The 20,351-nt window shown below is 55.6% G+C and carries 21 protein-coding genes and 5 pseudogenes; 14 read left to right on the forward strand and 12 right to left on the reverse strand.

The genetic code is table 11. The annotated features are described in order from the left end of the window. The first annotated feature begins 258 nt into the window (after positions 1-258). Both ACQ4N9_RS14750 and drt4 read left to right on the forward strand, forming a co-directional pair. Positions 259-501, forward strand: a complete 243-nt coding sequence (locus ACQ4N9_RS14750) for a CopG family transcriptional regulator (protein ID WP_390967454.1) — start codon at positions 259-261, stop codon at positions 499-501. Between the two features lie 352 nt (positions 502-853). Beyond that, positions 854-2,536 carry an antiviral reverse transcriptase Drt4 gene (gene drt4 / locus ACQ4N9_RS14755; protein ID WP_390967453.1) on the forward strand — a complete coding sequence of 561 codons (1,683 nt, stop codon included), beginning with the start codon at positions 854-856 and terminating at the stop codon, positions 2,534-2,536. Between the two features lie 466 nt (positions 2,537-3,002). Here the strand turns inward: drt4 and ACQ4N9_RS14760 are convergent, their stop codons facing one another. After that, positions 3,003-3,437 carry a hypothetical protein gene (locus ACQ4N9_RS14760; RefSeq protein WP_390967452.1) on the reverse strand — a complete coding sequence of 145 codons (435 nt, stop codon included), beginning with the start codon at positions 3,435-3,437 and terminating at the stop codon, positions 3,003-3,005. 463 nt (positions 3,438-3,900) lie between these two features. Here ACQ4N9_RS14760 and ACQ4N9_RS14765 point away from each other — a divergent pair, with 463 nt between their 5' ends. Continuing rightward, on the forward strand, positions 3,901-4,818 hold the full coding sequence (locus ACQ4N9_RS14765) for a Rha family transcriptional regulator (protein ID WP_390967451.1): 918 nt from the start codon (positions 3,901-3,903) through the stop codon (positions 4,816-4,818). Positions 4,819-4,859: 41 nt separating this feature from the next. Here ACQ4N9_RS14765 and ACQ4N9_RS14770 read toward each other — a convergent pair. From ACQ4N9_RS14770 to ACQ4N9_RS14790, 5 genes and pseudogenes are all read right to left on the reverse strand, one after another. Beyond that, positions 4,860-5,507: pseudogene (locus ACQ4N9_RS14770) on the reverse strand (DNA adenine methylase); the annotation flags it as partial. Then, a pseudogene (locus ACQ4N9_RS14775) lies at positions 5,507-6,178 on the reverse strand (phage portal protein); the annotation flags it as partial. The pseudogenes ACQ4N9_RS14775 and ACQ4N9_RS14770, both read right to left, overlap by 1 nt. 2 nt (positions 6,179-6,180) lie before the next feature. After that, complete coding sequence (locus ACQ4N9_RS14780) at positions 6,181-6,396, reverse strand: hypothetical protein (protein ID WP_430933141.1); 216 nt, start codon at positions 6,394-6,396, stop codon at positions 6,181-6,183. Between the two features lie 11 nt (positions 6,397-6,407). Continuing rightward, positions 6,408-7,334, reverse strand: a complete 927-nt coding sequence (locus ACQ4N9_RS14785) for a terminase gpA endonuclease subunit (RefSeq protein WP_430933143.1) — start codon at positions 7,332-7,334, stop codon at positions 6,408-6,410. Next, the gene (locus ACQ4N9_RS14790; protein WP_430933145.1) at positions 7,322-7,528 is read right to left on the reverse strand and encodes a phage terminase large subunit family protein; all 207 of its coding nucleotides are present in this window, start codon (positions 7,526-7,528) and stop codon (positions 7,322-7,324) included. Before ACQ4N9_RS14790 ends, ACQ4N9_RS14785 begins: the two co-directional genes overlap by 13 nt. Here ACQ4N9_RS14790 and ACQ4N9_RS14795 point away from each other — a divergent pair. From ACQ4N9_RS14795 to ACQ4N9_RS14805, 3 genes and pseudogenes are all read left to right on the forward strand, one after another. Beyond that, positions 7,504-8,433, forward strand: a pseudogene (locus tag ACQ4N9_RS14795) (DNA cytosine methyltransferase); the annotation flags it as partial. The gene ACQ4N9_RS14790 and the pseudogene ACQ4N9_RS14795 overlap by 25 nt on opposite strands. After that, positions 8,430-8,648 carry a hypothetical protein gene (locus tag ACQ4N9_RS14800; RefSeq protein ID WP_390967442.1) on the forward strand — a complete coding sequence of 73 codons (219 nt, stop codon included), beginning with the start codon at positions 8,430-8,432 and terminating at the stop codon, positions 8,646-8,648. The pseudogene ACQ4N9_RS14795 and the gene ACQ4N9_RS14800, both read left to right, overlap by 4 nt. Then, positions 8,645-8,920, forward strand: coding sequence for a pyocin activator PrtN family protein (locus tag ACQ4N9_RS14805; protein WP_125858015.1), 276 nt, complete (start codon positions 8,645-8,647; stop codon positions 8,918-8,920). The genes ACQ4N9_RS14800 and ACQ4N9_RS14805 overlap by 4 nt, the downstream gene beginning before the upstream one ends. A gap of 265 nt (positions 8,921-9,185) precedes the next feature. Here ACQ4N9_RS14805 and ACQ4N9_RS14810 read toward each other — a convergent pair whose 3' ends face one another. Both ACQ4N9_RS14810 and ACQ4N9_RS14815 read right to left on the reverse strand, forming a co-directional pair. Continuing rightward, on the reverse strand, positions 9,186-9,893 hold the full coding sequence (locus ACQ4N9_RS14810) for a hypothetical protein (RefSeq protein ID WP_390967441.1): 708 nt from the start codon (positions 9,891-9,893) through the stop codon (positions 9,186-9,188). 9 nt (positions 9,894-9,902) lie between these two features. Then, a complete protein-coding gene (locus tag ACQ4N9_RS14815; RefSeq protein ID WP_430933148.1) occupies positions 9,903-11,033 on the reverse strand; it encodes a hypothetical protein in 1,131 nt (376 codons plus the stop codon). A gap of 344 nt (positions 11,034-11,377) precedes the next feature. Here ACQ4N9_RS14815 and ACQ4N9_RS14820 point away from each other — a divergent pair, with 344 nt between their 5' ends. Both ACQ4N9_RS14820 and ACQ4N9_RS14825 read left to right on the forward strand, forming a co-directional pair. Then, the gene (locus ACQ4N9_RS14820) at positions 11,378-11,680 is read left to right on the forward strand and encodes a hypothetical protein (protein ID WP_390967439.1); all 303 of its coding nucleotides are present in this window, start codon (positions 11,378-11,380) and stop codon (positions 11,678-11,680) included. 17 nt (positions 11,681-11,697) lie between these two features. Next, positions 11,698-11,907, forward strand: coding sequence for a hypothetical protein (locus ACQ4N9_RS14825; protein ID WP_390967438.1), 210 nt, complete (start codon positions 11,698-11,700; stop codon positions 11,905-11,907). A 34-nt stretch (positions 11,908-11,941) separates the two neighbouring features. On the opposite strand, the pseudogene ACQ4N9_RS14830 reads toward ACQ4N9_RS14825, so the two are convergent. Next, a pseudogene (locus tag ACQ4N9_RS14830) lies at positions 11,942-12,139 on the reverse strand (site-specific integrase); the annotation flags it as partial. Positions 12,140-12,214: 75 nt separating this feature from the next. On the opposite strand from ACQ4N9_RS14830, the gene ACQ4N9_RS14835 reads away from it, so the two are divergent. The 4 genes from ACQ4N9_RS14835 to ACQ4N9_RS14850 are packed head-to-tail and all read left to right on the forward strand — an operon-like array spanning position 12,215 to position 17,455. Beyond that, positions 12,215-13,345: a tyrosine-type recombinase/integrase gene (locus ACQ4N9_RS14835; protein ID WP_390967437.1), complete on the forward strand. Its 1,131-nt coding sequence runs from the start codon at positions 12,215-12,217 to the stop codon at positions 13,343-13,345. Continuing rightward, a complete protein-coding gene (locus ACQ4N9_RS14840) occupies positions 13,342-15,033 on the forward strand; it encodes a tyrosine-type recombinase/integrase (RefSeq protein WP_390967436.1) in 1,692 nt (563 codons plus the stop codon). The genes ACQ4N9_RS14835 and ACQ4N9_RS14840 overlap by 4 nt, the downstream gene beginning before the upstream one ends. Continuing rightward, a complete protein-coding gene (locus tag ACQ4N9_RS14845) occupies positions 15,030-16,943 on the forward strand; it encodes a hypothetical protein (protein ID WP_323830510.1) in 1,914 nt (637 codons plus the stop codon). The genes ACQ4N9_RS14840 and ACQ4N9_RS14845 overlap by 4 nt, the downstream gene beginning before the upstream one ends. Beyond that, a complete protein-coding gene (locus ACQ4N9_RS14850; RefSeq protein ID WP_323830509.1) occupies positions 16,940-17,455 on the forward strand; it encodes a hypothetical protein in 516 nt (171 codons plus the stop codon). The genes ACQ4N9_RS14845 and ACQ4N9_RS14850 overlap by 4 nt, the downstream gene beginning before the upstream one ends. 94 nt (positions 17,456-17,549) lie before the next feature. On the opposite strand, the gene ACQ4N9_RS14855 is transcribed toward ACQ4N9_RS14850, so the two are convergent. Together ACQ4N9_RS14855 and ACQ4N9_RS14860 are read right to left on the reverse strand one after the other, a co-directional pair. Beyond that, positions 17,550-17,753: a hypothetical protein gene (locus tag ACQ4N9_RS14855; RefSeq protein ID WP_390967435.1), complete on the reverse strand. Its 204-nt coding sequence runs from the start codon at positions 17,751-17,753 to the stop codon at positions 17,550-17,552. 151 nt (positions 17,754-17,904) lie between these two features. Continuing rightward, positions 17,905-18,345 carry a hypothetical protein gene (locus tag ACQ4N9_RS14860; RefSeq protein ID WP_323830507.1) on the reverse strand — a complete coding sequence of 147 codons (441 nt, stop codon included), beginning with the start codon at positions 18,343-18,345 and terminating at the stop codon, positions 17,905-17,907. Positions 18,346-18,429: 84 nt separating this feature from the next. On the opposite strand from ACQ4N9_RS14860, the gene ACQ4N9_RS14865 reads away from it, so the two are divergent. Together ACQ4N9_RS14865 and ACQ4N9_RS14870 are read left to right on the forward strand one after the other, a co-directional pair. Continuing rightward, complete coding sequence (locus ACQ4N9_RS14865) at positions 18,430-18,717, forward strand: helix-turn-helix domain-containing protein (RefSeq protein WP_323830506.1); 288 nt, start codon at positions 18,430-18,432, stop codon at positions 18,715-18,717. A gap of 84 nt (positions 18,718-18,801) precedes the next feature. After that, a complete protein-coding gene (locus ACQ4N9_RS14870) occupies positions 18,802-19,326 on the forward strand; it encodes an arsinothricin resistance N-acetyltransferase ArsN1 family A (protein WP_323830505.1) in 525 nt (174 codons plus the stop codon). On the opposite strand, the pseudogene ACQ4N9_RS14875 reads toward ACQ4N9_RS14870, so the two are convergent. Further along, positions 19,301-20,344: pseudogene (locus ACQ4N9_RS14875) on the reverse strand (flavin-containing monooxygenase); the annotation flags it as partial. The gene ACQ4N9_RS14870 and the pseudogene ACQ4N9_RS14875 overlap by 26 nt on opposite strands. Positions 20,345-20,351 lie beyond the last annotated feature (7 nt).

Here is a 20,351-nt window from a genome sequence, read left to right on the forward strand (position 1 = left end):
TTTGCAGCGCTCTCAAGATCGAGCGCCGCCCGCGCGGCGCATCGCTGGCAAGCCAGCTCCCACATCTGTTTCGGGCCAGTCACTCCTGTGATTGCACCGCTGTCCGCCTTGTTGGCACGACGCGGTATCAGTGTAGGCATTGCAACCGCTGCGCCAGACTCAAGGCATGCACCGCCGCAGGCGCCGCCTCTTGCGCAGGATTACCGCAGTAGAAACAGATTTGGCGATGACCGGTCACCGTCCGACGCCGAGGTTGCCATGGCCAGAACAACGTTGAACCTTCCGGAAGATCTTTTCGACGCTCTCGCTGAACTTGCCAAAGCCAACGGCGTAAAGGCGAGCTGCCTGGCGATGCACGTTCTGGGTGACTACATCGAGTACGAAAAATCCCTGACCGCGCAGATTAGGCATGGGGTGGAAGAAGGCGATGAGGGTGGATTCGCGACCGATGAGCAAGTCGCAGCATTGCGTGCACGGCGCTGGAATTGGAATGTGGTCTGAGCACCGTTTCCAGCCATCCACCCGCGCCTTGGATCGCAGCCAGTGCAAATGGCACTGAGCCTTGAGCGCTGCAGCGTCTCGCCGCTTCAGCGTGGCGCCGATGATGGATTGGGTATACTTTTCAAAAAACCCTTTAAAAACAATCAATTAAGAGCAAGAAGACATTATACGTACCAATTTTGTACCAACGGCTTCTTGCGCCTTTTTGCTTCTCAGCCCACTCCCTCTGGCCCAACTCTAAACCTCACTCATCGCCGCACGCGACTCGACATCTAGACGCCCCTATAGCAGAGTGCCATGATCCATCTTCATTTCTTAAAAGTTTTCGAAACGGCTTAACAAGGAAATTTAATTGAAAGAATTCACCAGCCCTTTCTCAAACATCCCTATGGCCCTTTCTTCAGAGAGACACTTCTCTGAGGCCTTGACCAGATGGAACTACTTCCCCAATCAAAAAGACTCGGCAAGCGAACTCCCCCCTTGCTTCACAACACGACGATTTACGCCGGAAATAGCCGAAGAACTCTCAAAAGTTGCCATTCAAGATCTTCGCAGGCAACACTGGTTCGATCTCGCCGAATACCGTGTAACCAGATACAACAACATCTCTCGAACACTTGGCCTATTACACCCACTTGCTTATGCAAGACTACATGCGAGAATCATGGAAAACCATGAGGAGATATCAAAACTAACCTCCAGCACCCAAAGCGCCATCAAAATAGAAGAGCACATCGACGGACGCATGATTATCATGAATTATGAGAGTCATGAAGCTCGAACCAGTGCTGCTCTCGAAGATACATTTGGAAAGCGATTTCGCGCCCACACTGACATATCAAACTGTTTCGGTTCAATTTACACGCACTCCTTAGAATGGGCCATCCAAGGATACGACGAAGCGAAGAAAAATCTCTTCTCCAAACCGAAACACTGGAGCAGCCTTCTAGACACTGCCTTCAGAAACTCCAAGAGAAACGAGACATCTGGACTACCTATAGGACCAGCAGCATCAAACATTGCTGTAGAAATAATCCTATGCAAAATCGACAAGATACTTGAGAGCAATGAATTCATTTTTACACGATATATTGATGACTACACTGCATACTGCGAATCGCATGACGAAGCGCAGAGCTTCATCCGAATCCTAGGACATGAACTTTCGAACTACAGACTATCCCTAAACTTAAATAAAACAACCATAAAAGAATTACCCGAACCCTTACAAGACCCATGGACCTCCCTGCTAAACAATGCTCTACCCAAACGCACAAATAGTGACGGAGCACTTACCCTAAGCACAAGCGAGGCAATAAATTTCCTTGATTATGCCGTCCGACTTAACAAAGAAACTCCAGACGGAAGCGTACTCAGATATGCCGTTAGTACAATTGCCCCCAGAGCAACTGACGACACCGCGACCGCCGTTCTTAATTACACCTTAAACCTTGCCTGGCATTTCCCAGCCCTTCTCCCGCTACTTGAAAAAATTGACGCTCGATCCGACCAGTACGATATAGACGCAACGCATGAAAAACTTAACAAGATCATTACGATAAATGCTCTACATCGTCGCTCAGACGGAATGTGCTGGGCACTCTATTACTTAAAGCAACTAAGCCGCGAGCCTGGCAACGACCAGATAAAACAAGTACTCGAGTCAAAAGATTGCGCAGCAATAACAATGCTATGCAAATTCAACAACTCCATCGCCTCAGCCAAGGAGTACGCACAGGGAATTATCGACAATGCCACCCTGTATGAATTAGATCAAAATTGGCTATTACTTTACGAGTTATTCTTAAGCAACCACATTGACACCCCTTACAAAACAGAGAACACATTCGAAATTTTGAAAAAATACGACGTTGCGTTTTTATATCCTGCTGACCTTTCAAGTCATGCAGAGCAATACTGCCACGTCCTTTCAAACCCATTCCAGCTCCCCGGTCAAACAGTAAATTTCAACCAGTGGATGCAACAGCGTGTAGCGCCTCGGGCACCCCGTAATCCACCATCTCTTTTTGGATGAAAAATTCAAAATACGGACTCCCCTAGCGTAGTTTGATTTATAGCACACCCCGATTGTGCTGGAGTATTAACGAGAAAAGGCGCCCAGGCCCCTAAACTCAGGGCTTGAGCGCCTTTTTTGCAACAGTGCATCAGGGCCGCAAAGGGCATTGGGTGGCATAGAATGGCGTACGGTTTGCCCCATTTTTGCCCCACTCAACCAGGTCAGATGGCGGGGATCTGCTCTCCCGCTCACCCTTCAATGGCGTATAGGCTTTGGGACACCTCCGAGTGCCGCCGCCACTAACCTGGCCGCGTCTAGAGCATTTCGCACCTCAACCAGCGCACGATCTCTAGCCTCAATGTTCTCCGGCTCAAACGAAGCCAGTTCGAATCGAGCTTCGGCACGCTCAAGACTATCAATTACACTTGCAATTTCAGACCTGACTTTAACTTCAAGACCGTCAACCATCATGCATTCTCGATGATTAATGCGAAATGCTTTTAGAGCCTTTCTGCAGATTAAATGCTTGAGGCAAATGACCGTCGAGCTCCCCTTGCATATCGCCAATGAAGCAAATTTTTGAATTTGCTGGCGCACGTTTCAAAGCCGCTTTGATTTTATTTCTGAGTGGTGTTTCACCAATCTTCAACTCTTGGATGATCAAAGCATCATCACGACCAAGCGGTAAATTTGAAAGAGTTTCAAGTGCCGCCTGCCCGACTAACGTTAGATACGGCTCGCCGTCTTTCACCTCCCCGCCAGACCAGCAGCAATAGTATTTCTTTCGATCATAATCCACTTCAAAAACCATAAATTCAAGAGACTGCCCTGGACGAGCGCCATACTGCGCTTGAATTTTTTCAAGTGTTGCGGCCTCAGGTTTTGCACCTGCAAGCAAAGTGGTTTTGATAGTAGGCATCGTTGCTTCCCTAGATAACGTCACAATTCCGTCACATCCCAACTAGCCAGTTCCCAGCCAGCTGAAGGCACTTTCGGCGGCACGACTCGAACCGACCAAGACAGACGATATCACTCAGCCACCATCAGCTCAAAAGCTGAGCTTAACCGGACGTGACACCAAGGTAGCGTAAAGGACGTGGAGTCCAAATGTTGACACGCCAAGCCGACCACGCTAATTTCCGCCAGTTGCAGTAAATCCTGCAGCCTGGGATTGGCCTCCCGGAAATTCACAGGCGGACGTAATCACCGCTCTATAAGCGGTTTTTTTTCGTCCGCAGCATGGCAACGCCTGCATTATGGGCGGAGCCGTGTGGGCACCCGAGAGGGTGGCCGGCCCCTGTGAGCCGGTAGGCCAACCTGCACGGTTCCGTCCACCCGATTGGCCTCGGGCGCGGAGCCTCCTACCTCACAGGAGATCCACCATGAAAGCCATCGCATCTGTTGCCCCAGTAGTCGTAGAGCTGATTGACGGCCATCCGACTACTACCAGTCTTGATGTCGCCGCCCACTTCGGTAAACGTCACGACGACGTTCTTAAGCGCTTGCGTAGCCTGGACTGCTCCCCCGAATTCACACTCCGCAATTTTGCGGAGTGTTCCCGCCCAGGTTCGAACAACAAGCCTGAGCCGTACTACCGCATGACCCGCGATGGCTTCACCTTCCTATGCATGGGCTTCACTGGCAAGGAGGCGGCGAAATGGAAAGAGGCGTACATCACCGCTTTCAACCAGCTGGAACAGGCGGTCTCCGAGAAGAGTAATCTGCCTGCCGTGCGGGACACCATGGTCGAGCAACGCGCCTTCCGTGGTCACCTCATCCTGATTGCTGAGTTGGAAGGTCAACCCTGGCTCAGCGCCGGAAACCTCTGCTCCGCGCTTAGCCTTGGCAGCTCTGACCGGTTAGTCCGCAGTCTTGCACCCCAGCACAAACGCAAGCTGCGTCGAGGTAATCGCGAACTGTGGATGATCGATACCGTAGGCGCCGAGCGCGCAGCAGACTATTGCAAGGCCGAGCTGGCTGGCGAGTACCGGGAATGGCTTCACCGCCAATTTCCTAAGCCGACATCAGCGAAACCTGCTGATGCTCCATCGCTGATGGGGCGGCGCTGGCTGATATCATTCGATCACTCCGGCAAGGAGCAAATTCGACCGATCCCAGAAGACGCCGGCGTGATGACGCTTCGGGAAATGCTCAGCGCCGTTTCCACCGGCGACCTGTTGCTGTCCACCGAAGAGCTGTTTCAGCTCTCAGCCGCCTTGCACCATCGAATTGAGCAGCGCACGACAAATCAGGCTCAGCAACTGAAGGAGCTGCAGCAAAGAGTTGTGATGGGCCGATAGCACACGAATTGACGGGCCCAGGGCGGCCTGCCCGCCCTACGTCAAAATAGCTGCCCAAGCCCCTCGGGCTGCCAGTTCATGATCACCAGCTCACCGGTCACATCGGCTTTGCCGTGCCGCTGGTTCGCCGTGGTGTAGCGGATATCCAGGCACTCGAAGTGGAAGCCGTCGAAGGCCCGCCGGATGTCCGGGTGGTCGTTGATGCTGACCATCACCCTGCCCTTGCAGCGCCGCATGAAGTCGGCTATGCGCTCGTACTCTGCGAACGGGAAGTCGACGCCATAGCCGGCGGTCTGCCAATACGGCGGGTCCATGTAGAAGAACGTGTGCGCTCGATCGTAGCGCTCGGCGCAGTCGAGCCAGGACAGGTTCTCAACGTAGGTGCCGGCGAGGCGCTGCCAGGCTGCCGAGAGGTTCTCCTCGATGCGCAGCAGGTTGATTGCCGGCCCAGTGGTGGCGGTACCGAACGTCTGCCCAGTGACCTTGCCGCCGAAGGCATGCTGCTGCAGGTAGAAGAACCGGGCCGCGCGCTGGATGTCGGTCAGCGTCTCGGGGCGGGTCATCTTCTGCCACTCGAAGATCTGCCGGGAGCTGAGCGCCCATTTGAACTGGCGGACGAACTCCTCGAGGTGGTTCTGCACTACGCGGTACAGCGTCACCAGGTCGCCGTTGAGGTCGTTGAGCACCTCACTGGTGCGCCCAGGCTGTCGAACTCGATCCCCTCAACCAGGTCAACCCGATCCATGCCGCCGTTCGGGTTGCCGACACGGTCGGACTCGATCAGCTGCAGGCGCGTGCTGAAAATGCAGCCGGGGCGCTCCTGGTCGGGGCTGGCCACGAACACGTCACCCGCCACCATCGACGACACCAGCACCAGGGCCTGCAGCTGATAATGGTTGAGCGTCGCTTCCGCGTCGCACTCCCTCGGGTCATCTGCGTACAGCGACCACAACCGATCCAGCTGGCTGTTGAGCTGCTCGGCCTCTTCCTCGGTGATGCCCAGCGCCTCATGGTCGACCTGGGCGCGGCAGACCAGCCCGGTGCCCACGACGTTGGTACGCAGCCGCGTGATGGCGGCGCGGGCCACCAGGTGGTTGCGCATGGCATCACGGGAGCGTGCCACCAGCATCCGGCGCTCGGTTTGGTTGAAGTCGCGGCGAGGACTGCCGAGGCCGGGTATCCAGCTGGCCACGCTACGCAGCACCCGCGAGGCGCCGCGCCAACGGGTCTCAACACCGCCACCTCCGCCCTGGGCAACTATCGGCTTATCCTCGACCGATGCCCTGGCCACGCGGATCGCTTCGGCCATCAGCTGCTCGGCAGCAGACTCCCGCTTTTGAAACGGCCACTTGCTCCACATGGTCAAAGCCCCACGTAGGAAATGCGGCTGCGGCCACGGCCCTGCTGCGCAGCCCGCTCTTGGGCGACCTGCTCAACGTACTGTTTCTCCAGCAAGCGCAGGCTATTGAGTTCGGCCAGCCGGACCTCTCGATCCTGCCGGCGCAAGCTCTGACCGTTTTTCAGGACACGCGAGATCGCCGCCCGGACCTCGTCAAGGCGTTGTTGTGCTTCAGTCATGGTGACCTCGGTTATTGGACGCGGCTCCGCGTACCCCGACCGCGCGTGACCACCCGGCGAGGAACCGGCGCCACCGCCTGTTCAGTAGTGAAGAGGGTGGGCTGAAGCAGTTGCTGCTCCAGCTGGTCCCACTCGTGATCGCGCAGCAGGTGCGTCTTCAGGCTGCGCGCCGCGTGCAGGGCGTACACCTCGCAGTCCAGCGCTTCGTTGCGCCGGCCGGCTTTCTTCTGCCATACCATCTTGCTGGGCTGGCGGGGGTGCGGGGCCAGAACTTCGTTGGTGACCTGCTCGTAGTAGTCCGCGCGGATCTCGCTGTACCAGTGCATGCGCCCCGGCCCAGCGCCGGTGAGTTTCATCCGGCCATCGATCAGCGTCTTGGCCTTGTGGGTGCCGACGATGTAGACCCGCAACCCGTATTTCGCTGCCTTGGTGTTGTCCTGGCTGGTGTCCGCCGACTGGGCCGGCTTGGTGAAGATCTCCCGATCCCGGCTGTCGATCGATGCGCCCTTGATCGCCATGATGTTGAAGCGTTGGCGATCTCGAACGTAGGTGTACACCGCATCGCTGGTGTTGCCGTCAGAGCTGTCGATACTGACCGCCGACACGGAGAGCTGAGCGCCGCTTTCGGTGGGGATCGGCTTAGCGATCATCTTGTCCAGTTCGGTCCACACCGGATCGTGGGGATCGATGGGGTTGCCGTCCAGCTCGCCCCAGTACAACCGCCAAGACTCCTCCCCGCGCCCCCAGCCCGTGAAGAGCACGGCAAGACGATCGCCCTGCACGTCGACACCGACGGTTACCAACAACACGCCCCTGGGGGCGGTCAGCTCGGCATAAGGCTCGGCGCGCTTCTCCAGCTCGTCGGTCTTCGGTGCGTCGCTCTTGTATTCGTAGCTCTCACCCATCGAGCTGTTGGTGAAGGCGATCAGCCATGGCACGGCACCAACCCCACACGCTTGTCCGACAGTTCCAGTTCGGCGTCGATTGCCGACAGGCCTTTGATGGTCGGGGTACCGCCGATGATGATCTTCGACCGCCGGAACGTCTTTAGGCGTTCCTTGGCGAGCTTGATACTGTCCCCCTGAGCAGCCCTTCGTGCTCCAGCTGGATGAGCAGCAGCTGGCCGCCGCAAGCCTGACCGAATTCGCCAACGCGAGCACGCAGCGCACGTTCAGCGCAGGCGAGCCACTGCGCACTCAGGTGGCCCAGATCAAGGGCGGCCATTTCGCCCTGGCCGCAGTCCACCTGACCCACCTTCCCCATCATGGGGACCGTTCGGGCTACCCCGCTTCCGAGTCCACCCGGACCATCACCGGGGCAAACCGAGGCGAACAAGCACAGGTCACTGCGTCGATGATCACCCTGCGCAAAGGCTCCACCGGCAACGGCACGGGCCACCCCGTAAACGACCTGACCACCGGCAGCGGTCACCACGCGGTCGCTGCATGCCACTTCGAGCAGGCGAACGGAGGCTTCTACAAGGGCGACGGACGAGCAGCCAAGGTACCACTGAGCACCATTCTCGGGCGCGGCACCAACCAGCGCCTGGCCAGTGCGTACCTGGTGAAGTACTACGGTACCGGCGGGCAGTGGCAAGGTATGGGCGAACCAATGCACACCCTGCCAACCAAAGAACGCATGGCGCTGGTCACCATTGTCCAGGTGCCCGCCGCGATCCTGCCGCCCGAGCTGCTGGTGAAGGCTCGCAAGTGCGCTCACTTCCTGCACAAGTATCTGCCGGAACACTTCCCCGAGCCGGTCGACCTGGTGCTACTCGGCGAACACGCACTGGTCGACTTCACCCTGCGCATGCTCAAAGCCCCGGAACTAAAGCTCGCCCAGGGCTTCAGCCCCGACTACATCCTTGATCGCGGCCTGTTCGAAAACCTGGAAACCGGCCAGTTGGAATGGCGCCCCATCAAGAACACCGACCAGATCCGACTGATCGGAAACAGCGTCTGCCCTGACGAGGCCGAGGACTTGATTGCCGCCAATGCGAAAGACCTGATCGACCTGTACCAGCAGGAGGCCGCATGAAACCCACAGCCAACGATTGCCCGGTACCGGACGCCGAAGACAACGCAGCCGCTTGGCTCGGCCAGGCCGGGCTGTACCGCACTCGGTTGGAGGCCGTGCAAAACGGCGAGCAGCACGTGGAGCCTGTTTCCGACGACGAACTGATCGAACTCGCACGCGGCCACGTTCGCGAGGGCCTCTGCCATGCCCAGCCGCAGAAGGAGAAACATTCATGAACACAGCTTTTGTGTTGATGGCGCAGTACAACGGCCTAGCTATTATCTCGCTCGAGCAGGTGTGCGCCGACTACTTTACGCACCTCACGCCGCTAGTATTCCAACGCAAGGTACTGGCCGGTGAGATCAAGCTGCCCATCACTCGACTTGAACCAAGCCAGAAGAGCGCCCGAGGTATCCACATTGCCGATCTGGCCCTTTACCTGGATCAGCAGCGGGATGCTGCGCGTAAAGAGTGTGCGCAACTGAATAAGACGTTACGGGCAGGCTGACTGGGACAGTGCACCTCACTTGATCAGTGTCTATCACGCGCACGATCTACTTGCTTGCTTACGACCCTTCCTGTCAATTGGATTCGCATTGACCACCCTGCAGCGATAGCCGCCTACGATCGGCGGCTATCGACCCAGAGCGGTCGCGCAAAAGCGGACGACAGAGGATTGAACTACTTACCGTTATGGCTTTACTTGGCTTTCCTACCCCCCAGCTCGTTGGGGTGATTCGCTCAGCCACCTAGAATCATTTCATGAGTTGGTCTTAGTGACACTGAACCTCCTTAATCTCGGAAAATAAAAATTCTTCGAGAGAACAAATTAAGGCATCTAAGGAGGGGGATTTACCTCGGACGGTTACATAAAGCTCTTCGTCGCTTAGAGCATCGACCGTTCGATTGATCTGACTTGTTTTTTTCTTGTAAGCCAATCCCCACTCCGAATAGATTTCGTGTAGCTTAACTGCAGGCTGTGGCCAAGCCTCACCACGAGTTGATTCAATATTGTGACCTTTTGCCACAATCGACTCTAAAGTCATGCTGGCGTCGATGCGCTCATAATGGGTATGCTCGTCAATGAACCAAGCTTCTACCTCTAGAATAGCCAATACAATTTCTATTGGTGCGCCCTGCTCCGGAAGTCCGACAGCAAGAAACTGTTGAACTTTTTGCAACTGATCGTGCCCGTGGGGAAACACATCCCGCAACCCTATAATTTTTGAATATCCATTGCGGGTTAGTGCTGCGTGCTGAGCTATGACCTGGGACTTAACTTGCGCATCGTTCTTGCAATTCACCATCAACACAAAAAATTCAGCACCCTCAGTTTGTCGCATTTCCACAAGTTGCAGCAGCCCACAAAATTGCTCTTGAATTTCGAATGTTACCCCCCGCATCCCTGCGATAGACCGGATCAATTTAATGACAAATTGCTGTTCAGTGAAGCCCTCGACAAAAATAGCGACCTTTTTCATTGCTCAGCCTCACATAAAATAATTGGAGGCAAAGAAGTCGAAATTATTCAATCCTATGAATTTAAAATCTTCAAATTCCTTCGGTGAATTCCTTTCATTTACCACACTTACAGTTGTTCCTGTGCGAGTAAGAATAGACCAGTACTCCAACGGCACTTTATTCATAACAAACTGATCATTAGTAGTCATCACAAGCTGACTACCGGACGCTTTCACCTTTGTTATCAAGAGTTCAATCAGTGAATTAGAGCGGCTAAAATCCAAACCTTCGCCAACATCGTCAACCACAATAAGATTTTTATTGTCGTCGAAAATTGAATAGCCCAATGAGATTGTTAGCGCCAATGCCCGATACATACCCTGAGACATTGAAGCGTGGATAACAGGAAATTCAAAACCTTTCTCCCGAACAAACAACCCAAAAACACTAGTTGTCAATCCTGGCACACTCACTGGTATATTCGTGCATCCGACCTCAACCAAATCGTATCCCAGCAGTCGCATATCTTCCATGATTGCCTTATCAAACTCTTCTCCAAATCTTCTATACCCGTCTAGGTACACCTCAATAACATTGCTCGGTTTTTGCAATATCTCTAGAGGGGTTTCCATCCTTGAGTTAACATGATCACGCGTGATCAGTTCTTGTCGTCCAAAATCCGATCCGAAGTGGTACATTTCAGAGGACTCACCCCAACTAATAAGCGGGACGAGAAACGAATGCTGTATTTCATCTTGCTTGTGCGCAATCGCGATCACATCCCGAGGAACTTTAAATTTTAAAAACTTTTGTTCCTCTTCATAAAAAATGTTGCCCGATCCGTCCTCACTGCGATCCAGCTTTAACTCAGAGTTAATATGCAGGCTCTCTTCAACAACAACCCCCCCTGCAATTGACACCTTATATATATAGACATTACCCTCATCTTCGAGCACAACCTTGTACTTGCCTGAATCAAGTCCTTTTTGTGTCTTTCCGGCAAAGATCTGTGTGACTCCAAATATTACTTTTGCAGTTCTAGTTTTGCCGGCAGAGTTTTTACCAACTAGTAAATTTATATCTGTCAACTCAAAGTTGGCAAGGACCCAGTTGTTAGGTAGCCCTTCATACTCACTGTATTTTACTTCTTTAATTCGCATAGATCAGTCCACTCGCTGTAGCCAAGAATAAATCCGGCATGGGATTCCTCACAGTCTATTTCGGAAAAATGCTTTACGCTAACCTTTTGTGCCCTAAAACTGCCCCGCTGAGCATCTCTCGGAGTATGCCTGTGTTGGCACACTGCCTGTGCGGTTATCCCGAACCTGAAAGGCGAGCGCCTCCAAGAGCGGTTCAATTTTTTTGATGGGTCGATATAGGGTTTGGGTGGTGCAGCAATTGGTACTGAGGGCTGGGCATTTTATATAAGTCGTTCGCCACGCTGACCGATTGGAATTGTGAGCGACAGCTCCTGGCCGATTGCTGCACCGCACGAAGGGCAGCTATGGGTCGATTGCAGCCGTCACAGACCTTCGTTGATTTCTTCGCCGGCACCGGGCCTTCTATACTGCCTTGGTCAAACTACCAGGTTATCGCCGTGAAACGATCCATCGAGGGACTAGCAGAAGCTGGTGAGGAACTGATCCAGAAAGCGATCGATGCACAGCGCCGCCTGCGGCAAGCTGAGGCAGACGGTGCGCTGCCTGAAGAGATCGAACTATTCAGGGCAGTCGCGGATTTGCGATATCGATTGGTGACCGACCATCAGCTCATCATCCGCGGTAAGGCACCGCACATCCTGCATTGACGTAGGGGGAGTGATTCGTGAACCGCGATGTGACGAAAGTTCTCCTTCCAGATCACCAGGCCTTCTCAGATGCGATGGAGGCTTTGAAGCGCTACCAGGAAGCAAAGGATTTTGGGGCGCCGCCTGAAGAGATTGAGCGCTTGAAGATCCTGGCCGAGTCGCTGTTCCAAGCCCTCAACGACTACCAGCTGCGGGTGCTCGGCGGACTTGGTTGCACCACCCACTGACAAGGTGTCGCTAATCGGACGTTGCCCAGCCGGACTACTCAACCCGTGCACCGAGGGTAACTGGAGCCCGGATAATCCGCTCTAACCACTTCCATTCTGTGTATCGATCGTCCCGTCCACGCAGGTGGGTATAGCGCCGCAATGAGTTCCAGTCACGATGACCGGACACACTCGACACCCGTGGGATATCCCAATTCATTTCGAACAGCCGGCTCACGCCCTCATGTTCTACTAACATCAAGGTGTTGCTAAAAGACCTCCCTTTGAGTCAACACACTACAATCTTGATGCTGGTAGAGAGATGCGTATGCGCTTGTTCTACACGGATGAGAGCTTTGAGCTGAATGGCGTGGCCTTGCCAGGGATTCCGTTCCTGGCCAACGACGATGCAGAGCTGATCGGGTCGGTCAATCGTTACCTATTCCACATCGCGGTTGTGCGAGGGCGCACTCGCTCTCCCGCCACTTGGCGAACCTACGCTGACCATCTCTACGAGTTTTTCTCCTTCCTCGAAGAGAACGCTTTGTTTTGGACTCGGGTCAACCAGGAGCACATCGCGGTTTGGCGCAACTCGATGCTGGATCGTGGCCTGTCCCGCTCCACAATCAACAAGCGCCTTTCGACCACCAGTGCATATTACACCTGGTGCGCTCGCCAGGGCTTGGCTGAACGGCTGCCATTCGAAACTCAGGAAGTGTTTGTGTCAAAACCAAAGGGTTTTTTGGCCCACGTCGATGCTTGGGGGAATCGCCTGCAGGCCAATGAGTTGACCTTGCGTACTCAGAAGCAACTCCCCAAGTTTCTAAGCATACCGGAGGCCGTCCAGTTTATCGGGGCGCTGTCACCCCGCAGGACGCAACTGGTAGCCTACTTGATGTTGCTATGCGGTCTACGTCGTGAGGAGGCTTGCGCGCTCGATGTTCGGGTTCTGCCGACGCCGGCCGGACATTCCCCCAGTAAGGCCATCAAGATGACGCTCGATCCGCGTCTTACGACGACTAAGGGCTCTAAGGAGCGCTGGGTGATGGTGCCATATGACTTGGCGGGCCATCTGTTCGACTACATGATGCGGGAGCGACCGAAACTAGCCGGCATGTACCACAAGCGCCATGGCGCTGAGACAACCACGCTCTTCCTGACCCGTGATGGAGCTGAATTGTCGCTGGATGGCTTGGATGTGACCTTTCAACGAGCCTCGGCCAAGTCTGGGGTTAAGTGCACGCCTCATCGTCTCCGACACACCTTCGGCACCTACGAATTTTTGCGCATGTCCGAGCGGCGCGGCACGGATGGCGCGTTGCACTGGGTACGGGATCGTCTGGGCCATTCGAGCATCACCACCACCGAGGTTTACGTGCATGCGGCGGACCTGCTGAAACATGATGAGGTGGACGGCTACATTGAAGAGGTTCTGCAGCGCGTAGGGAGTCGGTCATGATTGGTAGGAAGCGAGTTGTTCGGAGAGTTGAGTCCATCACCCTGGAAGGCACTATCGTCGACTTGCCGCCGTCATGGTGCTTCACCATTCGCTGTCAGCATCACGGTGAAATCCGCTTCGATTTCGACCCATGGTGCCGGCGTGGTCGCGATGACCTAGTAATGCATGTACGGGATGCCGTGTGGTCGCTGCGACATGAGCTGGTGGGAGTCACCCTGCAGGGGATATTTCAGCAGCTCGCTACTTACTTCTTGCCATTCTTGGATGAGCTTGAGAAGAGTGGCTGCGTCGTCAGCCGCTTGGCTCAGATTGACGAGAAGGTTGTCAGAGATTTCCTGGCGTGGCTCGAACGACGTATTGCCGGTGGGGGGCGACGAGTCGGCCAACCGCTATCGCTCTCAGCGAAGAAAAACGCCTATACGGCACTGAAGACAGCGCTGACCAACCGAATGAAAAAGACGCCGGACTCGGTCAGCGCCCAGTTGCGGTTCCCCAAGTCGCCTTTCCCCAATATCAATCGCTTGGTGCCGAAGCGCGCGTCCTATAGCAAGGGCGAGCAGAACAGGATCGTTGCAGCGTGCAATCAAGACTTGAAGCGTATCCACGACCAGCGAGGCGGAGACGCTTTGTCGCCAGCCCAGGTGCTGGCGGTGCACCTGATCGTCTTGGCATTGGCCACCGGCCGGAACTTTCAAAGCCTACTTGAGCTACGGCGAGATAGTCTAAAACCCCATCCTCTCAAGGATCGGGAAGTCCTCATCACTGAAAAGCGCCGCGGCGGTTCCACGCAGGTCGCATCATATCGGGCGCAGGGCGCCGACCAGGGGACTGAACAAGAGCATGTACGCACGATCCCCACAACTGTGGGCAACCACTTCCGATGGCTGGCCGACTTCACCCGCTCACTGACCGAAGATGCGCGCGCCGAAGATCGCGAATTGGTATTCCTGTGGCAGGTGCCCCATACCGGACGCCACCCAAGATCAACTCGTCAGGGACAGGTTAACCGCTTCACCCAAGTGGATGCCCGAAACGCCATCGCGGATTTCGTGGCACGACATGAGCTGGTGGATGACCGGGGAGAACGTTTTCTCTTCAGCGTCACTCGCTGTCGCCCGACCTTCGGCACTAACCTGTACGACCGAACACGAGACATTCGCAAGGTCCAACAAGCGCTGGGCCATACATCCGCCGAAACCACCGCACGCCACTATGTGTCGTTACCGGCAGTTGCTGAGCGGGATCATGTTTTTGTCGGGCAAGCGATGGTGGGCTGGATCACTTCCGCAGATGAGAAAAAAACCACGGCGCTGGCCGCCGATGGGAGAATTCCGCTACGGAACGTGCACGAACTCCTGAGTGGCGGATACAACACCGTCGTTGCTCGCTGCAAAAATCCCTTTCGCGAGGGTGGAGAAGTTTGTGGCAAGTACATGGTCTGCTTCAGATGCCCGCAGATGGTGGTTTTCGAAGACGACCTCTGGAAGATTTTTAGCTTCTACTACAAGCTGCTTGCCGAAAGAAACAAGATCGCCCCGCATCACTGGGTCAAGACATACGGCTGGGTCATCAAGACCATCGACAACGACATAGCAACGCAATTTCCGGCTGACCTGGTCGAGGCAGCAAAGAGCAAGGCCGCGCAGACACCTCATCCCGCCTGGGCGGTTGTCGGAGCCGCAATATGATCCCGCTGCAGCTTGACGTTACTCGCCTGGCTGGCCTGCCTTTCCCACAAAAAGCACGTCTACCTGTTTCGGTCGCCGTCAATACGACGGGCTCGCCGATTGTAATCAGCCGGTACGAAGATGACGTCTGGAATTTCTGGCCGTATATCTCGCGAGAGAATGCCAAGGACGGTGAAAAGCGGATCATCTGGAGTATCGCGTTGCCGGATGGTTCAAGGCTGACTGATGTAGCGCATCGCAGGTTGTTGGCTTCGGCCAAGGATTTCATTTGGTCCCTTCATGTCGATCCCATCGAGGGCGGGAAGCGCCCGGGGCTGAAGACACTGATCACCCTGATGGGTAACCTGACGTTTCTGCTGCGTTGGATGGTCAGTCAAGGCATCACCAGGTTTGCCCAGTTGGATGGCAGAACCCTGGAGTACGTAGTGGCAGTAAAGGATGGAAAGGTCGCCAAAAGTACCGTGATGAAGAGGTTGCTCCTGGTCGAGAAGTTGTATGCGCAGGCGGAGAAGATCGATGACTACCTGCCGTCTCATCCCTGGCCCTTTGAAAGCGCTGCCCTGCTGGCCGGCATGGATCAGCGCATGGCCCATCGAGTACCGAAGACGCCGCTGATTCCCGAGTCAGTGTTCGTGCCGCTTGCTCAGAAATCCATTGAATACGTTGAGCAACGAGCATCGGCGATCTTGGCTGTTCAGGCCGAGGCGGAGCAGGCAATGGTGGCAGCCGCGGCGCGTGGTGTGAAAGGACCTGCTTATCGGCATGTATTTGGTACGGAAGTGGCCAGGGCACACGGCTATGCAGGGCTCCGAGAACTGCATGCCGAAATGGCGCTGCTCAGGACGGCCAGCTACATCTGCATCAACATGTTCTCCGGCCTGCGCAACTCCGAAATGATGTCCTTGGAGTCCGGGTGCATCTCCAGGGAGCCCGGAATCGATGGCAGCTATGAGTGCATCTGGTTGCATGGCACGATCTACAAGACCGGCGAGCGACCGCACAAATGGTTGGTTCCGCCGATCGTAGCGCGGGCGGTAGATCTTGCTGAGCGCATGATCGAGCCTCTCCAATTGATGCTTCGAGATGAAGAGCGGAAGGTTCGCAAGCTGGAAACCATCGAGTCGAAGCATGCAAAACGCTTGTCGGAAATATCTAGGAGCAGGAACAAGTTGTTCCTTGCGACGCACTTTAGCCAGCAGGGGCCGGTGGCCGTGATGCCGGGCGGTGCCGCCGTCAACAGATGGCTGAAGGACTTCTGTCGGCATTTCAAGATCCGTGACGACAGCGGTGATGTTTGGGACCTTGCTTCCCACCAGTTCCGGCGCGCGTTCGCATACTACTATGCTCGTTCGGAACTGGGGGATCTGCTGTACCTGAAGGAGCACTATGGGCACTGGAGTCTCGACATGACCATGGTGTATGCCGACGGCGGGGCAGACGAGTACCAGATTGATAACGGTCTGCTGGACGATGTGGTCCGTGCGAAACAGGAACGCCAAGCGGAGATACTGGCCGGTTACCTCGACTCCGATACCCCCTTGGCCAAAGGTGAGGATTGGCTGGGCACCTGGCGCCCCATGGTTCGCACCGCGAAGAACAAGGACGAATTGATTCAGGAGTTGAGCAGCACGATTACTCTCAACGGTACCGGGCATAGTTGGTGTGCCGGTAATGCCAAAGGGGGCAGCTGCGGTGGGCTGTGTCTATTCGAGGCAGATATGTGCGTCGACTGCAATATGGCGCTGATCGGCCCTGAACACCTTCCTGTTTGGAAGGAAATTGCTGGGCAGCAACTAGTGGTGCTGCAACTACCCGATATGGGTGTGCCGGCCAAGAGCCGGGCCAACCGCATTCTGGAGAAAGCGAATCAGGTGATCAGCAAACTCGACGACGGCAGGTCGGAAGCATGAGCCGCATGGATACGGCAGGCAATCCCGAGGCGTTGCGGACGCACAAGGAAGAGTCGCAGCGGCAGACCCGGCAAGAGCTAGAGTTGGCATTCGCTCGCCTGAGAAATGGCAATCCGCGCCGCGTTAAGCGCGGTGCTTCCATCAGCGCAACGACAGTGGCAAGAGAAGCGGGTATAGATCGTTCCACGATTTATCGTTTCCACGAGCCCATCCTTACAGCGATTCGCAAATTCAATGAAACCACGCCGAAGCAACTACTGGAGGCCAAACAAGGGGAGCTGGGGGAAGCGCGGTCCAAGGCCCGCGAGTACCGGGAGGCGCTGAAGGCAGCGCGAGATGAAATTACTGCATGGGCTCGTCAGAACTATTTGCTGACTCATCGTGTACGGGAGCTTGAAGCCACTATCCAGCAGCGCGATAAGCTCATAGCGGAGTTGCAGACTAGATTGGCCGCGACTGCGAAGTCGGCTACGCTGAGGTCGGTCGCGGGGCCCCGCGATGACTCCGAGTGAGCCTTGGGCACTACACTTTAAGACCACTCTACGCATTGCTCACGGCGTTATGAGTCGGCGTTCCGACTCAACACTGCGGGTTACTAAGCCCAGATCACTTGCAGAACGCAGCTAGCCATAGCCAACGGCGCCGTTGGCTCGGATCTTTATTACGCATCGCTTCCATGAGTCGTTCGGCGGCCTCAGCATGGACGGCAGGATCTGCTTCCCGAATAGCCTTCATCAGTTCCTCGCGCCGCCGAGCATTGCCCCCCATGATCTCCGCAAAGCTACTATCTGACTGGTGAAAGTCGCTCATCTGGGCGCTCTCGTGGTTAGGCCTATTCTCTATCTTGCCCTCTATAACGCGCTAATGATCAATTACTGCAGGAGGCTCTAAAGAATTAAGGTGCGTAGATTGGGCCGCTCAGAGGAGCCCTATGTGCCATCATCATTCGGTAGAAAGCTCTTCAAGAGGAGCGCTGTGCAGAAAAAATTTTGTCTATCTCCCTATATTTCTCCATCCTCCCAGTACGGGCAGCGGTGTAAGTCTCTCCGCCAGCGACGACATACATAAATCCTAACTCCTCGGTATCTTCGTAACAGATAGAGCTCAGCTCCAGTAGCGGCTCCAGGCTCCACTCTTGGCGTCCATTGATATGGGGAGGGCTCACCAAGCTGATGCTCTCCACTCGAAGCACCTCTGATGGCTTTTTGAGGAGTCTCTGCAGATCTCTGGCATGAGGGATCATCAGCATGCTGCAGTACTCGTCATCACCGATACCTCGCACTATTTCTACGTAAAACCAAGGCCAGATGATTTCCTGCTCCACGAAGCTCCATACCTGCTTATCCGCGTTTTCCGGGCTAAGGTCGAAATGCATCTCTGCCGCCCGGTAGGTCGTAAACATAGCGCGCTCTCCAAATGAGTCCTATAGATTGTAGTCCTATAGGTTTCGAAGAGGCTTCATTTTCCATTTTGTGGATGCAGCAAAATGGATCTGAATCCGGCCTTTGGCCTTGCTCTCAAGCTGATTCGCAAGCATAAGGGACTAACACAGGAGGATTTTTCGAGCGTGAGCAGTCGGACCTATCTGAGCTCGCTAGAGCGCGGTCTGAAAGGTGCAACGATCGAAAAGGCTGACCAACTTGCTGGAGTCTTGGGTGTTCACCCCGCGACTCTTTTGATATCCGCTTACCTGATGAAGGACGGCCAAGCTACTGATGGCAAGGATGCATTACTGCTGAGAATTCACGACGAGCTTCAGAAGCTGTGTGATTGAAGCGTAACCCCGGAGAAGGGTTGTCCTAACCCCTGAGGGGCCAGGTAAGGCGGTTGTTGCTTGCACCGACCATAGGGAATTCAGATGCACATTCGCCTCGCTCAACACAGTGATGTTCAGGCCATTGCCGAGATCTACAACCAGGGGATCGAAGACCGCAGCTCTACGTTCGAGACCCAGCCGCGCACCGCCATGGATGTACAACCCTGGGTTGCCGATATGTCCCGCTATCCGGTGCTGGTCGTCGAGGTCGACGGGACGGTAGTGGCGTGGGCAAACCTGAGCAGCTACCGCGCGCGTTCGTGCTACGCCGGCATCGCCGACTGCTCGATCTATCTGCACCGTGACTTCCGCGGACGTGGCATCGGCAAGGCGCTGCTCAAGGCATTACTCAGCGAGGCTGAGGCACGTGGTTTCTGGAAAGTCCTCTCCCGCATTTTCACCTTCAACGAGGCGAGTCTCGCGCTCTGCCAGTCCTGCGGTTTCAGGACGGTTGGCGTCTATGAGAAGCACGCTTGCCTTGAAGGCCGCTGGCTGGACTGCGCGATCGTTGAGCGGGTGTTTCCGTCGAACCAACCCGTTCCAGATGACGAAGTAGCTGGGGCATGAGATAGCCCGCGTCAGCCCCTACACCTCTGAGGGTTGCCGAGGCGAAATTCCTTTGCTTGGGCAACCCGACGAAGTATAGGCCGGGCACCTGATCTGCCACGCCGTTTCGCTGCAGGACACGACTTTGCTGGTCGGCGACTGGAAGCTGTGCCAGAAACTCCAGGTTCGGCCGGAAACCGGTGGCGAAGATCAGCGCGTCGGCCTGATGGGTGGTTCCATCCGCCCAGACAACGCCATCGGGCAATACCTGCTGGAACATCGCTTTGCGCTGGAGCCGCCCGGAGTCCAGGGCAGCCCGGTACTTGCCGGTATCCAGCACAGGCGTGCTCTGGTCACTCAACCAGCGCGTGTGCTCCAGCCGGGTGAGTTTCAACCAGGCGTGAAAATCGAGCCCCAGGATCCGCTGCGGGAAAAAGCGGATTTTCTCGCGAGTCGCCAGCACTACCTGCGCAACGCCGGCAAGCTCATAGGCAATTTGAACAGCCGAATTCGCCGCACCAACTACGACGACACGCTGGCCGGCAAAGGCCTCAGGCGTTCGATACGCAGAGCTGTGCAGACAGGTCCCTGAGAAGCTTTCCAGGCCAGGAATGTCAGGCATGTTTGGACGGCTGAAGCCCCCCGATGCCACGACCACCGCACGCGCCGTGAAGGTCGATCCATTGGCGGCGAGAACCTCAAATGCCTTGTCCTTCTGCACGACTTCCAGCACCCGGGTACCGCCCTCAAAAGGCAGCTGAAATTCGGCGGCGTATGCCTCCAGGTACTGCACCACGTCGTCTCGCAGCGGGTAACTCTTGGGATCACCGGGAAACACCATCCCCGGTAGCGCTGAATACTCCGCCGGGGAGAACAGTTGCAGGCTGTCGTAGTAGTTACACCAGTTTCCGCCTGGGCGCGCCTGCTCATCCAGGATCAGAAAGTCCAAGCCGTGCTGCTGCAAATGCCAGCCTAGCGCCAAGCCCGCTTGCCCACCACCGATGACGATCACATCCAACGCGCAAGTCGATTTATTCATGCGTGCG

Source organism: Pseudomonas sp. ES1, assembly GCF_050586605.1.
Lineage (GTDB): Bacteria > Pseudomonadota > Gammaproteobacteria > Pseudomonadales > Pseudomonadaceae > Aquipseudomonas > Aquipseudomonas sichuanensis.

Excerpts from the sequence above, each read along its gene's own strand:
- ACQ4N9_RS14870 (WP_323830505.1), top strand. The coding sequence starts at position 18,802 with ATGCACATTCGCCTCGCTCAACACAGTGATGTTCAGGCCATTGCCGAG.
- ACQ4N9_RS14845 (WP_323830510.1), top strand. The coding sequence starts at position 15,030 with ATGATCCCGCTGCAGCTTGACGTTACTCGCCTGGCTGGCCTGCCTTTC.
- ACQ4N9_RS14800 (WP_390967442.1), top strand. The coding sequence starts at position 8,430 with ATGAAACCCACAGCCAACGATTGCCCGGTACCGGACGCCGAAGACAAC.
- ACQ4N9_RS14865 (WP_323830506.1), top strand. The coding sequence starts at position 18,430 with ATGGATCTGAATCCGGCCTTTGGCCTTGCTCTCAAGCTGATTCGCAAG.
- ACQ4N9_RS14750 (WP_390967454.1), top strand. The coding sequence starts at position 259 with ATGGCCAGAACAACGTTGAACCTTCCGGAAGATCTTTTCGACGCTCTC.
- ACQ4N9_RS14835 (WP_390967437.1), top strand. The coding sequence starts at position 12,215 with ATGCGCTTGTTCTACACGGATGAGAGCTTTGAGCTGAATGGCGTGGCC.
- ACQ4N9_RS14765 (WP_390967451.1), top strand. The coding sequence starts at position 3,901 with ATGAAAGCCATCGCATCTGTTGCCCCAGTAGTCGTAGAGCTGATTGAC.
- ACQ4N9_RS14855 (WP_390967435.1), bottom strand. The coding sequence starts at position 17,753 with ATGAGCGACTTTCACCAGTCAGATAGTAGCTTTGCGGAGATCATGGGG.
- ACQ4N9_RS14840 (WP_390967436.1), top strand. The coding sequence starts at position 13,342 with ATGATTGGTAGGAAGCGAGTTGTTCGGAGAGTTGAGTCCATCACCCTG.
- ACQ4N9_RS14760 (WP_390967452.1), bottom strand. The coding sequence starts at position 3,437 with ATGCCTACTATCAAAACCACTTTGCTTGCAGGTGCAAAACCTGAGGCC.
- ACQ4N9_RS14820 (WP_390967439.1), top strand. The coding sequence starts at position 11,378 with ATGGGTCGATTGCAGCCGTCACAGACCTTCGTTGATTTCTTCGCCGGC.
- ACQ4N9_RS14780 (WP_430933141.1), bottom strand. The coding sequence starts at position 6,396 with ATGACTGAAGCACAACAACGCCTTGACGAGGTCCGGGCGGCGATCTCG.
- ACQ4N9_RS14850 (WP_323830509.1), top strand. The coding sequence starts at position 16,940 with ATGAGCCGCATGGATACGGCAGGCAATCCCGAGGCGTTGCGGACGCAC.
- ACQ4N9_RS14805 (WP_125858015.1), top strand. The coding sequence starts at position 8,645 with ATGAACACAGCTTTTGTGTTGATGGCGCAGTACAACGGCCTAGCTATT.
- ACQ4N9_RS14810 (WP_390967441.1), bottom strand. The coding sequence starts at position 9,893 with ATGAAAAAGGTCGCTATTTTTGTCGAGGGCTTCACTGAACAGCAATTT.
- ACQ4N9_RS14815 (WP_430933148.1), bottom strand. The coding sequence starts at position 11,033 with ATGCGAATTAAAGAAGTAAAATACAGTGAGTATGAAGGGCTACCTAAC.
- ACQ4N9_RS14860 (WP_323830507.1), bottom strand. The coding sequence starts at position 18,345 with ATGTTTACGACCTACCGGGCGGCAGAGATGCATTTCGACCTTAGCCCG.